Origin of the sequence: Streptomyces sp. rh34, assembly GCF_002551245.1 — a bacterium.
In the GTDB taxonomy this organism is placed as follows: Bacteria; Actinomycetota; Actinomycetes; order Streptomycetales; family Streptomycetaceae; genus Streptomyces.
This window is the reverse complement of the sequence record NZ_NTGZ01000008.1, coordinates 16,979-31,077: the sequence shown is the minus strand read 5'-3', so window position 1 is coordinate 31,077 and position 14,099 is coordinate 16,979. Positions and strand designations below refer to the sequence as shown.

13 protein-coding genes and 1 riboswitch are annotated in these 14,099 nt (G+C 71.1%); of the genes, 6 read left to right on the top strand and 7 right to left on the bottom strand.

Annotated elements, in window-relative coordinates:
- Window positions 1-238: 238 nt before the first annotated feature.
- The 4 genes from groL to thrC all read right to left on the bottom strand — a co-directional run bounded on the left by groL (window position 239) and on the right by thrC (window position 4,524).
- The gene (groL, locus tag CR470_RS03620; protein ID WP_097866122.1) at window positions 239-1,861 is read right to left on the bottom strand and encodes a chaperonin GroEL; all 1,623 of its coding nucleotides are present in this window, start codon (window positions 1,859-1,861) and stop codon (window positions 239-241) included.
- A 400-nt stretch (window positions 1,862-2,261) separates the two neighbouring features.
- Window positions 2,262-2,468 (bottom strand): cold-shock protein, encoded by a 207-nt coding sequence (locus tag CR470_RS03615; protein ID WP_003967346.1) that lies wholly within the window; start codon window positions 2,466-2,468, stop codon window positions 2,262-2,264.
- A gap of 444 nt (window positions 2,469-2,912) precedes the next feature.
- A complete protein-coding gene (locus CR470_RS03610) occupies window positions 2,913-3,191 on the bottom strand; it encodes a MoaD/ThiS family protein (protein ID WP_003967347.1) in 279 nt (92 codons plus the stop codon).
- A 28-nt stretch (window positions 3,192-3,219) separates the two neighbouring features.
- Window positions 3,220-4,524 (bottom strand): threonine synthase, encoded by a 1,305-nt coding sequence (thrC, locus tag CR470_RS03605; protein WP_097866121.1) that lies wholly within the window; start codon window positions 4,522-4,524, stop codon window positions 3,220-3,222.
- 19 nt (window positions 4,525-4,543) lie between these two features.
- Window positions 4,544-4,671, bottom strand: a riboswitch (SAM riboswitch).
- 155 nt (window positions 4,672-4,826) lie between these two features.
- Between thrC and CR470_RS03600 the strand changes: the two genes are divergently transcribed.
- Together CR470_RS03600 and CR470_RS03595 are read left to right on the top strand one after the other, a co-directional pair.
- Window positions 4,827-5,777, top strand: a complete 951-nt coding sequence (locus CR470_RS03600; RefSeq protein WP_097866120.1) for a glucosyl-3-phosphoglycerate synthase — start codon at window positions 4,827-4,829, stop codon at window positions 5,775-5,777.
- 69 nt (window positions 5,778-5,846) lie between these two features.
- A complete protein-coding gene (locus CR470_RS03595; RefSeq protein WP_097866119.1) occupies window positions 5,847-7,256 on the top strand; it encodes an alpha,alpha-trehalose-phosphate synthase (UDP-forming) in 1,410 nt (469 codons plus the stop codon).
- A 45-nt stretch (window positions 7,257-7,301) separates the two neighbouring features.
- Here the strand turns inward: CR470_RS03595 and otsB are convergent, their stop codons facing one another.
- Window positions 7,302-8,153 (bottom strand): trehalose-phosphatase, encoded by an 852-nt coding sequence (gene otsB, locus CR470_RS03590; protein WP_097866118.1) that lies wholly within the window; start codon window positions 8,151-8,153, stop codon window positions 7,302-7,304.
- Window positions 8,154-8,320: 167 nt separating this feature from the next.
- Between otsB and CR470_RS03585 the strand changes: the two genes are divergently transcribed.
- From CR470_RS03585 to CR470_RS03575, 3 genes are read left to right on the top strand one after another with little or no spacing between them, the layout of a single operon-like run.
- Entirely contained in the window at window positions 8,321-9,265 is a 945-nt protein-coding gene (locus CR470_RS03585) for an ABC transporter ATP-binding protein (RefSeq protein WP_097866117.1), read from the top strand.
- Window positions 9,262-10,236, top strand: coding sequence for an ABC transporter permease (locus CR470_RS03580; protein WP_097866116.1), 975 nt, complete (start codon window positions 9,262-9,264; stop codon window positions 10,234-10,236). The genes CR470_RS03585 and CR470_RS03580 overlap by 4 nt, the downstream gene beginning before the upstream one ends.
- Window positions 10,237-10,281: 45 nt before the next feature.
- The gene (locus CR470_RS03575; protein WP_097866115.1) at window positions 10,282-10,686 is read left to right on the top strand and encodes a GntR family transcriptional regulator; all 405 of its coding nucleotides are present in this window, start codon (window positions 10,282-10,284) and stop codon (window positions 10,684-10,686) included.
- A gap of 10 nt (window positions 10,687-10,696) precedes the next feature.
- Here the strand turns inward: CR470_RS03575 and CR470_RS03570 are convergent, their stop codons facing one another.
- Entirely contained in the window at window positions 10,697-12,859 is a 2,163-nt protein-coding gene (locus tag CR470_RS03570) for a serine/threonine-protein kinase (protein ID WP_097866114.1), read from the bottom strand.
- A 234-nt stretch (window positions 12,860-13,093) separates the two neighbouring features.
- On the opposite strand from CR470_RS03570, the gene CR470_RS03565 reads away from it, so the two are divergent.
- Entirely contained in the window at window positions 13,094-13,744 is a 651-nt protein-coding gene (locus CR470_RS03565) for a response regulator (protein ID WP_097866157.1), read from the top strand.
- Between the two features lie 80 nt (window positions 13,745-13,824).
- Here CR470_RS03565 and CR470_RS03560 read toward each other — a convergent pair whose 3' ends face one another.
- Complete coding sequence (locus tag CR470_RS03560; RefSeq protein WP_097866113.1) at window positions 13,825-14,082, bottom strand: hypothetical protein; 258 nt, start codon at window positions 14,080-14,082, stop codon at window positions 13,825-13,827.
- Window positions 14,083-14,099 lie beyond the last annotated feature (17 nt).

The window sequence follows — 14,099 nt, the reverse complement described above, 5'->3', positions numbered from 1 at the left end:
CCGGTTCCGCCTGCTCGCCGACCGTGCGGCCCCCGCCCGCACCCAAGCATGCGGGGAGAACGGCGGAGCCGCCCGCACTCCCGCGCACCGGTCGGACCGGGCGCGGGGCGGGGCGCGCCGGCCCGTCGGGAAACGCCACAGGGGCGGCACCTCCGTGAAGGAGGTACCGCCCCTGTGGGACGTACGCGAACTTCGATCAGCCGGAGGCACCCGGGAGGTCCCGGGACTCCGCGGCGGATCAGAAGTCCATGTCACCGCCCGGCATGCCGCCCGGAGCGGCCGCGCCGGCCTTCTCGGGCTTGTCGGCGATGACGGCCTCGGTGGTGAGGAAGAGCGCGGCGATGGACGCGGCGTTCTGCAGAGCGGAGCGCGTGACCTTCGCCGGGTCGATGATGCCCTCGGCGATCATGTCGACGTACTCACCGGACGCGGCGTTGAGGCCGTGACCGATCGGCAGGTTGCGCACCTTCTCCACGACGACGCCACCCTCAAGACCACCGTTGACGGCGATCTGCTTGAGCGGGGCCTCCAGCGCGAGCTTCACGGCGTTGGCGCCGGTCGCCTCGTCGCCCGTGAGGTCGAGCTTCTCGAAGACGGCCGAGGCCTGGAGCAGAGCCACGCCACCACCGGCGACGATGCCCTCCTCGACGGCGGCCTTGGCGTTGCGCACCGCGTCCTCGATGCGGTGCTTGCGCTCCTTGAGCTCCACCTCGGTGGCGGCGCCGGCCTTGATGACGGCCACGCCGCCGGCCAGCTTCGCCAGACGCTCCTGGAGCTTCTCGCGGTCGTAGTCCGAGTCGGAGTTCTCGATCTCGGCACGGATCTGCTTGACGCGACCCTGAACCTGCTCGCTGTCCCCGGCACCGTCGACGATCGTGGTCTCGTCCTTGGTGATGACGACCTTGCGGGCACGGCCGAGCAGGTCCAGGCCGGCGTTCTCCAGCTTGAGACCGACCTCCTCGGAGATCACGGTGCCACCGGTGAGGATGGCGATGTCCGCGAGCATGGCCTTGCGGCGGTCGCCGAAGCCCGGAGCCTTGACGGCGACGGACTTGAACGTGCCCTTGATCTTGTTGACGACCAGGGTGGAGAGCGCCTCGCCCTCGACGTCCTCAGCGATGATCAGCAGGGGCTTGCCCGACTGCATGACCTTCTCCAGCAGCGGGATCAGGTCCTTGACGCTGGCGATCTTCGAGTTGACGATCAGGATGTACGGGTCGTCGAGCGACGCCTCCATACGCTCCATGTCGGTCGCGAAGTAGGCCGAGATGTAGCCCTTGTCGAAGCGCATACCCTCGGTGAGCTCAAGCTCCAGACCGAAGGTCTGGGACTCCTCGACGGTGATGACGCCTTCCTTGCCGACCTTGTCCATCGCCTCGGCGATCTTGGCGCCGATCTCGGTGTCGGCGGCGGAGATGGAGGCGGTCGAAGCGATCTGCTCCTTGGTCTCCACGTCCTTGGCCTGCTCCAGCAGAGCGGCGGAGACGGCCTCGACGGCCTTCTCGATGCCCCGCTTGAGAGCCATCGGGTTGGCGCCTGCGGCGACGTTGCGCAGACCCTCGCGGACGAGAGCCTGAGCCAGAACGGTGGCGGTGGTCGTACCGTCGCCGGCGACGTCGTCCGTCTTCTTGGCGACCTCCTTGACCAGCTCCGCACCGATCTTCTCGTACGGGTCCTCGAGCTCGATCTCCTTGGCGATGGAAACACCATCGTTGGTGATCGTGGGCGCGCCCCACTTCTTCTCGAGGACGACGTTACGGCCCTTGGGGCCGAGGGTGACCTTGACGGCGTCGGCGAGCTGGTTCATCCCGCGCTCGAGACCGCGCCGTGCCTCCTCGTCGAACGCGATGATCTTGGCCATGTGAAGTGGTCCTCCCGGACAGGGGTGGATTTCTCCGGACCGAGAGGCGCCCGCGACGGACGGCCTGCCTGCGTGGTGGTTCCTTGCCCCACCACGCCTGCGGGCCTCACCGGCCCGGTCCAAGTTTCTGTCACTCTCACCTGGAGAGTGCTAACGCCAATGATTAGCACTCGACCCCTGCGAGTGCAAGCGTCCCTCTCCGGATGTGGACAACGGCGCCCGTCCGATGTGAACGGCGGCGCCCGTCGAACGCGGCCGACGACGCCCGTCGAGCAGGGCCGGCGGCCGGCCTCCCCGCCGAGGTCATCGGGGCCGCCGGGACGCACGTAGGGCCCGGCCCCCTGATCCGGGAGCCGGGCCCTGCGTGCGTGAGTAGTGTCGTCGGACGACCGCGCCGAGCTCAGCCGACGGCGAGCTTGACCATGTCGGCCTGGGGCCCCTTCTGGCCCTGCGAGATCTCGAATTCAACTCGCTGACCCTCTTCGAGGGTGCGGTACCCGTCCATCTGGATCGCGCTGTAGTGGACGAAAACATCCGCACCACCGTCGACCGCGATGAAGCCGTACCCCTTCTCCGCGTTGAACCACTTGACGGTGCCCTGAGCCATGCCTAACTCCCCTATTACTGGCCCTTGCACGGGACCGCACTTCGCGGGCCCGGGTCGTAACTCACCCTCCGACAGGAGAGGGTGCGCGGCGCCGCAGCGCGTCGACCGCGGCCGAATGTATCCGCCCAACTGCCCTCTGCAACAGGTCAATCGGACGAGAATTCTGGGCACGGAAGAACGCGCGAATATGCGGGTTTGCTGAGATTTACGGGCAAGTCGGGCCAGACAAAGGGCACTTATGCCACAAGAGGTTCACGTACTTTGGCTGCTTCTTATCGGGGCCAGGCGCATTCTCATATGCGGGCGGCACGAGCAGCGGACCATGCTTCCCCAACTGTACCGTGCTCAACCATGCAGAATTGCCCCCTCCGCTTCTCTCGCGGAGGGGGCAATGGTGGTCACACAGAGGTGCGATGGGGGCCGCCGGGAAGCGGCCCGGGCGGTTCAGCAGCCGCCGGCGACCGCGGGGATGATCGAGACGCCCGCGCCGTCCGGCGTGGCCGCGTCCAGGCCGCCCTCGAAGCGCACGTCGTCGTCGTTGACGTACACGTTCACGAAGCGGCGCAGCTTGCCCTGGTCGTCCAGGACCCGGGCCGCGATGCCCGGGTGGTCCTTCTCCAGGGACTCGATGACCTCGGAGAGCTTGGCGCCCTCCGCCGGGACCTCGGCCTGGCCGCCCGTGTACGTGCGGAGGATGGTGGGGATGCGGACCTTGACGCTCATGGTGGTGCCTTCCTGAAGTCTCGGGTGATCAGCCGGCGACGAGGCCCGCGGCGCGGAACGCGTCCAGGCTCGGCTTGATGGTCGCCGTGGCCTGCGAGGTCGCGGAGACCGCGTCCAGCGTCTTGAGCCCGTCGCCGGTGTTCAGGACGACGGTGGTGAGCGCCGGATCGATGACGCCCGCCTCGATCAGCTTCTTCGTCACGCCGAGCGTCACGCCGCCCGCCGTCTCGCCGAAGATGCCCTCGGTGCGCGCCAGCAGCTTGATCGCGTCGACGACCTGCTCGTCGGTCACGTCCTCCACCGCGCCGCCGGTGCGGCGGGCGATGTCCAGGACGTACGGGCCGTCCGCCGGGTTGCCGATGGCCAGCGACTTGGCGATGGTGTTCGGCTTCTGGGGCCGTACGACGTCGTGACCGGCCTTGAAGGCGGCGGAGACCGGGGAGCAGCCCTCGGCCTGGGCACCGAAGATCTTGTACGGCCTGTCCTCGACGAGGCCGAGCTTGATCAGCTCCTGGAGGCCCTTGTCGATCTTCGTGAGCTGGGAGCCGGACGCGATCGGGATGACGATCTGGTCGGGCAGCCGCCAGCCGAGCTGCTCGCAGATCTCGTACGCCAGGGTCTTGGAACCCTCGCCGTAGTACGGGCGCAGGTTGACGTTGACGAAGCCCCAGCCCTCGCCGAGCGGGTCGCCGATGAGCTCGGAGCAGAAGCGGTTGACGTCGTCGTAGTTGCCCTCGATGCCGACCAGCTCACCGCCGTACACCGCGGCCATGACGACCTTGCCCTGCTCCAGGTCGTGCGGGATGAACACGCAGGAGCGCAGTCCGGCCCGGGCGGCGGCGGCGCCGACGGCTCCGGCCAGGTTGCCCGTGGAGGAGCAGGAGAGGGTGGTGAAGCCGAAGGCGCGGGCGGCCTCGACGGCGATGGCGACGACGCGGTCCTTGAAGGAGTGCGTCGGGTTGCCGGAGTCGTCCTTCACGTACAGGCCGCCGGTGACACCCAGCTCACGGGCGAGGTTGTCGGCCTTGACGAGCTTGGTGAAGCCGGGGTTGATGTTGGGCTTCTCCGCGACGTCGGCGGGCACCGGCAGCAGCGGGGCGTAGCGCCAGATGTTGTCCGGGCCGGCCTCGATGCGCTTCCGCAGCTCCTCCGGGGAGCCGGTGGGCAGGTCGTAGGCCACTTCCAGCGGCCCGAAACAGGACGCACAGGCGAAGAGGGGGCCGAGCTCGAAACGCTCGCCGCACTCGCGGCAGGAAAGCGCCGCGGCGGGACCGAGATCGACGGCCGGGGCGGAAGTGGAAACGGTGCTACCTGCAACGGTCTGAACAGCCATGATGGCGGAGGTCCCTTTCTCCTCATCTTCCTCGCGACGCATTTCGCCGCAAGACGGAATTGGCACCTTCCCCACCGTGACCTCGCGGTCGGCGGGAGGGTTGCCGGGACTTCAACGGGCCGTTCCCTCAGTCCCTCTGGATGAGCTCTATGGCGCTGGATCTTCGATCCAGGCGTTTATGTGCGGTCCGACCCCGACATGCGACGGCCATACGCGTTGTTCAAGACTGTAACCGAAGCACCGGACCGTTGAGATAGTCGTCCGAACCGCGAGATGGATCACACACACAGGGAGTGCCGACCGTGCTCGAAGAGGTGGAACGCTGGCTGACCAGGCGTTCCTGGTCGTCCGGCGACCGCCCGTTGAACCGGCTCACCGACGCCCGGGAGGCCGATCCGCGCGGCACGTCGGTGAGCGTGGTGCTGCCCGCCCTGAACGAGGAGGCCACGGTCGGCGCGATCGTGGCGACGATCCGCCGGGAGCTGATGGAGAAGGTCCGGCTCGTCGACGAACTCGTGGTGATCGACTCCGGCTCCACCGACGCCACCGCCGCCGTGGCCCGGGCGGCGGGCGCCCGGGTGGTCCACCGGGACGCGATCCTGCCCCGGATACCGGCCCTGCCCGGCAAGGGCGAGGTGCTGTGGCGCTCACTCCTGGTGACCAGCGGTGAGATCGTCTGCTTCGTGGACGCCGACCTCAGGGACTTCTCCGCGGACTTCGTCTCGGGGACGGTCGGACCGCTCCTCACCGACCCGTCCGTCCAGTTCGTCAAGGCGATGTACGACCGCCCGCTCGGCGACAGCGCGGGTCAGGGCGGCCGGGTCACCGAACTGGTGGCGCGCCCGCTGCTCAATCTGCACTGGCCGCAGCTGGCCGGGTTCGTGCAGCCGCTGGGCGGCGAGTACGCGGTGCGGCGGTCCTTGCTGGAGCGGCTGCCGTTCCCGGTCGGTTACGGAGTGGAGCTGGGGCTGCTGGTGGACGCGCTGCACACGGTGGGCCTGGACGCCCTGGGCCAGGTCGACGTCGGCGTGCGCATCCACCGCCACCAGGACGGGCAGGCGCTGGGCCGGATGGCGGCGGCGATCTATCGCACGGCGCAGCTGCGGCTCTCCCGGGGCCATCTGGTGCGGCCCGTGCTGACCCAGTTCGAGCGCGGTGAGGGCGGCTTCGTGCCCCGCACCCACGCGGTGGACACGGAGGAGCGGCCGCCGATGCGGGAGATCGCGGAGTACGCGGAGCGCCACGCGGCGTGAGGGCGTGCGAGGGCGGCGGGAGGACCGGGAGGCGTTTGGGGGCTTCCCGAACGGGCTAGGTTCCGCTACATGGTCTCCGAGCACGCCGAACCCGAACCCGCAGCCGCCGCCTCCACCGCCCAGGTCCTCGTCGCGTCCAACCGCGGCCCCGTCTCGTACACGCTCGGCGAGGACGGGACGCTCGACGCCAAGCGCGGCGGCGGCGGACTGGTCTCCGGGCTGAGCGCCGTCGACGACAAGCTGTGGGTCTGCGCGGCCCTCGGCGACGGGGACCGCGAGGCGGTGCGGCGCGGGGTCGGCGAGGCGGGCGTGCGGATGCTCGACATCGACGCGGAGGTGCACGCCGACGCGTACAACGGCATCGCCAACTCGGTGCTGTGGTTCGTCCACCACCTGCTCTACCAGACGCCCGTCGAGCCGGTCTTCGACGCGGAGTTCCGCCGTCAGTGGGCCTCGTACGAGACGTACAACCGGGCCTTCGCCCGGGCGCTCGCCGAGGAGGCGGGCCCCGGGGCGTCGGTCCTCGTCCAGGACTACCACCTGGCTCTGGTCCCCGGCATGCTCCGTGAGCTGCGCCCGGACCTCAGGATCGGCCACTTCTCGCACACCCCGTGGGCGCCCGTCGACTACTTCCGGCTGCTGCCCGACGACATCGCGGAGCAGTTGCTGCGCGGCGTCCTCGGCGCGGACCGGGCCGCGTTCCTGACCCGGCGCTGGGCGGACGCGTTCATCGGCTGCTGCACGGAGATCCTGGGCGGGACGGGCCGGACCAGGATCGGGGTGCACGGCCTCGGGGCCGACGCGGACTTCCTGCGCCGGCGCTCGCACGAGGCGGACGTGGACGAGCGGATGGCGGTGCTGCGCGAGCAGGTGGGCGAGGGCCGGAAGACCATCGTCCGGGTGGACCGCACCGAGCTGTCCAAGAACATCGTGCGCGGCCTGCACGCGTACCGGGCCCTGCTCGACGCCCACCCCGAGTGGCGCGAGCGCGTCGTGCACATCGCCTTCGCCTACCCCTCCCGGCAGGACCTCGCGGTCTACCGGGACTACACGGCGGCGGTGCAGACCCTGGCCACGGAGATCAACGGGGCGTACGGCACCGAGAGTTGGACGCCGGTCGTCCTCCACGTCAAGGACGACTTCGCCCGCTCGCTGGCCGCGTACCGGCTGGCGGACGTGGCTCTGGTCAACCCGATCCGCGACGGCATGAACCTGGTCGCCAAGGAGGTCCCCGTCGTCTCCGACCACGGCTGCGCGCTGGTGCTGTCGCGGGAGGCGGGGGCGTACGAGGAACTGGGCGCGGACGCGATCGTGGTGAACCCGTACGACGTGACGGGCACGGCGGAGGCGCTGCACGAGGCGCTGACGATGAGCGCGGACGAGCGGTCCGGCCGCACGAAGCGGCTGGCCGAGGCGGCGACGGCGCTGCCGCCCCAGCAGTGGTTCCTGGACCAGCTGGAGGCGCTGCGCCAGGGGTGAGGGCTCGCGCGCCGGGCCGCGCGGCCCGGCGCGCCGGCCGTCCCGCTACAACCGCTCGGCCAGGGCCGCCAGGAAGTCCACCACCGCGGCCGGTCCCGGCACCGACAGGTCCGCGCGCTCGGCCAGTTCGGGCACCTCGGTGCTGCCGCTGCACACCAGGAGGCCGGGGATGCCGTCCGGGCCCTCGGACCGCAGCTTCTCCACCGCGGCGAACGCGGCGAGGTCCCCGAGGTCGTCGCCCGCGTAGATGACGGACTCGGCGTCCAGCTCCGTGACGAACGTGGCGAGCGCGACTCCCTTGTCCATGCCGGGCGGGCGCAACTCCAGGACCAGGCGGCCCGGTTCGACGATCAGCCCGTGCTTCGCCGCCAGCTCGCCGAGGGGCCCGCGCAGCGTCTCGAAGGAGGCCTGCGGGTCCTGGGCGCGCCGGGTGTGGACGGCGACGGCCTGCCCCTTCTCCTCGATCCAGGTGCCGTGCCAGGCATCGAACGCGTGCAGTACGCCGGGGAGTTCGGCCCGTGCTGCGGCCACGCCCGGGTGCGGGGCGGGGGTGTTCACGGTGCCGGTGACGGCGTCCCAGCGTTCGGCGCCGTAGTGCCCGAGCACGACGAGGTGCTCCAGGCCGGGGACGCCCGCGAAGCCTCCGTAGCGCACCGCGACGCCCGCCGGGCGGCCGGTGATCACGGCGATGGCGGCGACCTTCGGCGCGAGCGCGGCGAGCGCGGTCACCGTGCCGGGGTGGGCGCGGGCCTGCTCGGGGTCCGGGACGATGTCGGCGAGCGTGCCGTCGAAGTCGAGGGCCACGACCGCGCGGTCGGGCCGGGCGAGAACGGCGTCGAGCCCTTCCCGGCCGGCCGGGGTGGTCGGGTGCGGCAGATGTGCGGAGTGGCTGCCCATGGGGCGAGCCTATGCCCTGGACGGGGTTGATCACGAGCGTTGCGGGCCGTCGCCCCTCCTCCGGCCCCGCCCCGCGCACCACGGCCCACCGGCCTGACCGGCTTGACAGTCACTCCCCCACAACTCCATGATTCCATTAATTGACTAATGGAATTGAGGTGAGGCGCATGGCGGACACGGGCACGTTGAACGCGACGTCCGGCAGCTGGGCACTGGAAGCCCGCGGCCTGGGCAAGCACTACCGGCGCGGCTGGGCGCTGCGCGACTGCTCCTTCCGGATCCCGGCCGGCCGCATCTGCGGTCTGGTCGGCCCGAACGGCGCGGGCAAGAGCACCCTGCTCAACCTGGCGACCCGGCAGGTGCAGCCGACGACCGGCGAACTGCGGATCTTCGGCGTACCGGTCGACGACCCCGCCGTGATGCCCGCGTTCGCGTTCCTCGGCCAGGAGAAGCCGCTGTTCAAGCGGTTCACCGTGGCCGACACGCTGCGCATGGGCGCCGAGCTGAATCCCGGCTGGGACGCGGCGGCGGCGACGCGCATCGTCCGCTCGGGCAACGTCCCGCTGCACGCGAGGATCGGCACGCTCTCCGGCGGCCAGCGCACCCGCGTGGCCTTCGCGCTCGCCTTCGGCAAGCGGCCGGACCTGCTGCTCCTGGACGAGCCGATGTCGGACCTCGACCCGCTGGCCCGCGACGAGATGAGCACGCTGCTGATGGCGGAGGCCGTCGAGCGCGGCACCACGGTGGTGATGTCCTCGCACATGCTGACCGAGCTGGAGGACATGTGCGACTACCTGCTGGTGGTCTCCGAGGGCCGGATCCGGATGGCCGGTGACGCCGACGCGCTGGTCCCGGCCCACGCGCTGGTCACCGGGGTGACCCGGGACGGCTCGCTGCCGGCCGAGCTGGCCGACCACACCGTCGTCGAAACCCGCCTCCAGGGGCGGCAGTTCCAGGCGATGATCCGGCCGAAGGCTCCGCTGCCGGCCGACTGGGAGAGCGCCGAACCCTCCCTGGAGGAAGTCCTCCTCGCCCATCTCCGCTCCCCGGACGCACCCTCGCTCTACACCCAGGGCGCCCGCGTCGAGGCCGAAGGGACCCAGGCCGCATGAGCACCACCCTCACCGAGAAGCCCGCCGAACCCGGCTCCGGACGCCGCCTGTTGCGCGGAATGCCGTGGCTCGTCGTACGCCAGCACCGGATCGCGCTGACCTGCGTCATCGGCCTCACGCTGCTGACGGCGATCTGGATCGTGTACGAGCGCAACGAGCTGGTCCAGCTGCTCGACGCGAAGGGCTGGCCGGAGAAGGACGCGGGCCAGCCACTGGAGAACAACCGCGGCTACAACTACATCACCTCCATCCTCGGCGGCCTCCCCCTGATCCTCGCCGTCTTCATCGGCGCCCCGCTGATCGCGGGCGACCAGGAGAACGGCACCGCGCAGCTCGTCACCACCCAGTCGGCGACCCGCCGCCAGTGGCTGATCGCCAAACTGGGCCTGGCCTACACCCTCGCGCTGGTCTCCGGCGTGGTGCTCTCGGCGCTGTTCACCTGGTGGTGGAAGCCGTACCGCTCGGTCTTCCTCAGCGAGTGGATCGACGGCGTGATCTTCGACAACACCGGGCCCGTCCTGCCCGCGTTCCTCCTCTTCCTCACCGCCGCGGGCATCACCATCGGCGTCCTGATCCGCCGGGTGCTCCCGGCCATGGTGGTCACGTTCCTCTTCACGGCGATCACCACCATGTTCGTCTGGGACGAGATCCGCGTACGCCTCGGCGACTCGCACCTCTTCACCTACCCGATGGACACCGAACTCCCGGCCCGCTACGCCGAGGCGTACGAGCTGGACCGCTGGGTCGGCAGCGCCGACGGGACGCTGTACAACTGGGGCATCTGCGCCGAGGCGACCGAGAAGGCGCAGAACGCGTGCATCAAGGAACACGGCATCGTCAACGACGTGATCGAGTACCTCGACTACAGCCAGATGGCGACGATGCAGTGGACCGCGGCAGGCCTCCTGCTCGCCGGAACGGCCCTCCTCACGGCCTTCACCCTGTGGCGGGTCACCCGCCGCCCGCTGTGAGCACCATCCGCTCCTCCTACATAAAATGTCGTCATCGAGCGGAAGGTGAAGACCGTGGTCGTGTTCCGCATCGACCGGCGCAGTGGAGTGGCGACCTATCTCCAGATCGTCCGGCAGGTCGAGCAGGCGCTGCGCATGGGGGCGCTGGAGGAGGGTGACCGGCTGCCGACCGCCGCCCAGGTCGCCGCGACCACCAAGGTCAACCCGAACACGACCCTGAAGGCCTACCGCGAACTGGAACGCATGGGTCTCGCCGAGGTGCGCCAGGGAGCGGGCACGTTCATCACCCGCTCCCTGGCGCAGCCCCAGTCCGGCCCCGGCTCACCGCTGCGCTCCGCCCTCGCCGACTGGCTGGACCGGGCCCGCGCCGAAGGCCTCACCGGGCAGGACGTCACGGCCCTGTTCCACGCGGCGTTCGAGAGCGCGTACCCGGGCGAGGCGCCGGACTGACCGGAGCCGCTCAGGCGCGGTTGTAGCGGTAGCCGTTGCCATGGGCGGGACCGACGTCGTGCTGGATGCCGGACCCCGCGACGGCGAAGAACGAGGGGTCGGTGTCGCGGCACATTCCGGTGGAGCGGGCCTTGTCCACCACGGCGGTACCGACGTTGATCCGCTGTCCGCCGTCCGCCACGGACGTCAGCTTCGCGGTGTACTCGCAGTGCCCGGAGCCCTGTACGTCGGCGATGAGGGTGACCGCGCTCTGCCCCGGCGACACCCGCCGGACGACCACGGTGTGGGGCTGGAGGGCGTCGTACTGGGAGGCGATGGTCCACGTACCGACGAAGTGCTGCGGCACCCGGCCGTCCGGGGCCGCGGGGTCCGGGTCCGGGGCGGGCGGTTTCGCGGCGCCCCCGGAGCCGCCCGACCCCGACGAACCGGCCCCGCCCTGCGCACCGTCTCCGCCGGAGGCCGCCGCTCCCTCGTCCCCGGACGACCCCCCACCGGAAGCGGAGCCGTCGCCGCCGACTCCCTGCCCGCCGTCCGCGTCGCCCTGGCCCTTCCCTTTCCCCACCCCACCGTCCTCCTTCGCGCCGTCCTCCTTCGCGCCGTCCTTCGCTCCGTCCTCGTCGTCCGCCTCGTCGCCCTTCCCGGAGGGCGAGGCCGCGGGACCGGAGGGGGCGTCACTGGCGGCGGGCGGCGCGGCGGGCTCTCCGCCCCGGGCGTCGGTGGCGCCGCCCGGGTCGCGGCTGAGGAAGGCCGTCGTGCCGCCCGCCGCCAGCACGGCGACGACGACGGCCGCGATGATCCACGTTCGCCGACGGCGCTCCGGAGCCCGGTCTCCGGCCGGGCCGGGCCGGAGAGCAGGCGTCGGGTCGGCCGTCGGGCCCGGCTCGTGGCCCTTCGCCGGAGCAGGCCGCAGATCGACCGTGCCGAGGTCCCGAGAAGCGGGAACGGGAGCGGGAGCGGCCGGGGACTCCGCGCCCCCCGGTATGTCTGCGGCTTCCGGTACGTCTGCGGCCCCCGGCACGTCCGCGGCATCCGGCGCATCCGCGGCCTCTGGCACATCCACGGCCTCCGGTACGTCTGCGGCCTTTACGTCACCCCGTACGTCCAGGCCGTCCGGCCCCTCCCCGACCTCCACGGCCTCACCGGCGCCCCCGGCTCTCCCGGCTTTCCCGGCTTTCCCGGCCTCCACAGCCTCGCTCGTCCCCGCGGCCTCCGGCACCTCCGCGTCGAGCAGCAGCGCCGACTGCTGCGCCAGCCGGGCCAGGAGCACCGGGGGCAGCCAGGCACCGTGCAGCGCGGCCGAGGACGGGGAGGACGCCAGTCCCTCCAACAGCGCGCCCACTTCCGGCCGTTCGGCGGCGCTCTTGGTCAGGCAGCGTTCGATCAGCTCGCGCAAGGGGGCGTCCGTCACCGCGGCGAGGTCCGGCGGGGACTGGACGATCCGGAACATCACCGCGTGCTGGTTGCTCACACCGGCCCCGAACGGCAGGCGTCCGGTGGCCGCGAACATCAGTACACAGCCGAGGGAGAAGACGTCCGCGCCGGGCCCGGTCTTCTCACCGAGGATCTGCTCGGGCGCCATGAAGCCGGGCGAGCCGATGACCATGCCGGTACTGGTCAGCAGGGACTCCACGGAGACCTGGAGCGCACGGGCGATGCCGAAGTCGATGACGCGGGGGCCGTCGACGGTGAGCAGGACGTTGGACGGCTTCAGGTCCCGGTGAACGATCCCTGCGGCATGGATGCCGCGCAGCGCCCGCAACAGCCCTTCGGCCAGGGCGTGCACCGACTCGGCGGGCAGCGGACCGTGCTCCCGGACGGCCTGTTCGAGCGAGGGGCCGGGCACATAGCCGGTGGCCACCCACGGCGGCTCGGCATCCGCGTCGGCGTCGAGCACGGGGGCGGTGTAGCGCCCGCCGACCCGGCGGGCCGACTCGATCTCCCGCCGGAAGCGGGCCCGGAACTCCCCGTTCGCGATGTGCTCCTCGTGCACGACCTTCACCGCCACGGTGCGCCCGCCCGCCGAACGGGCCAGATACACCCGGCCCATCCCGCCCGCACCGAGCCGGCCGAGCAGGGGGTACGGCCCGATCCGGGCCGGGTCACCGGCCGCGAGGGGACGTATGCCCTCCATCGCCGTGTAACGCCCGCTGTCCTTGCCCGCGCCCTCGCCCATGCTGACCTGATCCCCCGATGGCCTTGTCCCCTGCGGTCGTTCGCGCCCGGCCGGAGCCGTGCGCGCCCGCCAAGGATAGGAGCCCCGGGTGCCGGCGCTTCATGCGGATCCCGGCCGGAGCACGGTCGGGGAAGGCCAGGGCCCAGAGGGACCCACCGGCCCCGGGGCGCCGCCCGCCGCCCGTGACGGGCTTCCGGTGGCTGAACGGGGCGGGGCCGAACTACCGTGCCGACCGTGACAGTTCGCGTACTCCTCGCCGACGACCAGGAATCCGTACGCATCGGATTCCGCCTCATCCTGGATTCCCAGCCCGACATGGAGGTGATCGGCGAGGCGTCCGACGGTCTGCAGGCCGTCGAACTCGCCACGAAGCTGTGCCCGGACGTGGTGCTCGCCGACATCCGCATGCCGCGCCTGGACGGCCTGGAGGTCACCAGGCGGCTCGCCGGCCCGGACGCCGGGAACCCGATGCGCGTGGTGGTGGTGACGACGTTCGGACTCGACGAGTACGTCCACACCGCACTGCGCAACGGCGCCTGCGGCTTCCTGCTGAAGCGCTCGGGACCGGCCCTTCTGGTCGAGGCGGTCCGCGCCGCGATGGCGGGCGACACGCTGATCAGCCCCTCCCTCACCGTCAGCCTGCTGCGGCACCACCGGGACGCCGGCAGACCCAGGGCCACGCAGCCGAGGGACGCGCTGACGCCCAGGGAAACGGAGATCGCCCGCCTGGTCGCCAAGGGGATGACCAACGCGGAGATCGGAGCCGAGTTGTTCATCTCGGCCGGTACGGCCAAGACGCATGTCGCCAACGTCCAGCGCAAACTGGGCGTCCGCAACCGGGTCGGCATCGCCGCGTGGGTCTGGGGCAACGGCCTGGAGAAGTGACCTCGCGGAGATCACCCTGAAACCACGGGCTCAGAAAGACCGGTACGGGCGGGAGGCATCCCGCCCGTACCGGTCCCGTGTCAGGCGCGGCGCTCGAGCAGCGCGACGAAGCGCCTTTCGACGTCCTCCGCAGGACCGACCGGGTGCAGGTCCGGGTCGAGTGAAACGAGGAGGTCCCGGGCCTCTGTCCAGGGAATTCCGAAGGCCTCCTCCAGGGCCAGAAGCAGGCGCAGTGGGGTGAGGGTGAAGTCCTCGGCGCCCCGGAGGGACTCGATCATGGCGATGACCCCTGCGCCTTCCGCCGCCATTTCCCGAAGGTCTTCGATCGGCTTGTCCACTGCTCTTCCTCTCGTCT

Bases quoted from the DNA above. Each gene is read 5' to 3' on its own strand.
- groL (WP_097866122.1), bottom strand. From the start codon at position 1,861: ATGGCCAAGATCATCGCGTTCGACGAGGAGGCACGGCGCGGTCTCGAG.
- CR470_RS03615 (WP_003967346.1), bottom strand. From the start codon at position 2,468: ATGGCTCAGGGCACCGTCAAGTGGTTCAACGCGGAGAAGGGGTACGGC.
- CR470_RS03610 (WP_003967347.1), bottom strand. From the start codon at position 3,191: ATGAGCGTCAAGGTCCGCATCCCCACCATCCTCCGCACGTACACGGGC.
- thrC (WP_097866121.1), bottom strand. From the start codon at position 4,524: ATGGCTGTTCAGACCGTTGCAGGTAGCACCGTTTCCACTTCCGCCCCG.
- CR470_RS03595 (WP_097866119.1), top strand. From the start codon at position 5,847: ATGGTCTCCGAGCACGCCGAACCCGAACCCGCAGCCGCCGCCTCCACC.
- otsB (WP_097866118.1), bottom strand. From the start codon at position 8,153: ATGGGCAGCCACTCCGCACATCTGCCGCACCCGACCACCCCGGCCGGC.
- CR470_RS03585 (WP_097866117.1), top strand. From the start codon at position 8,321: ATGGCGGACACGGGCACGTTGAACGCGACGTCCGGCAGCTGGGCACTG.
- CR470_RS03580 (WP_097866116.1), top strand. From the start codon at position 9,262: ATGAGCACCACCCTCACCGAGAAGCCCGCCGAACCCGGCTCCGGACGC.
- CR470_RS03570 (WP_097866114.1), bottom strand. From the start codon at position 12,859: ATGGGCGAGGGCGCGGGCAAGGACAGCGGGCGTTACACGGCGATGGAG.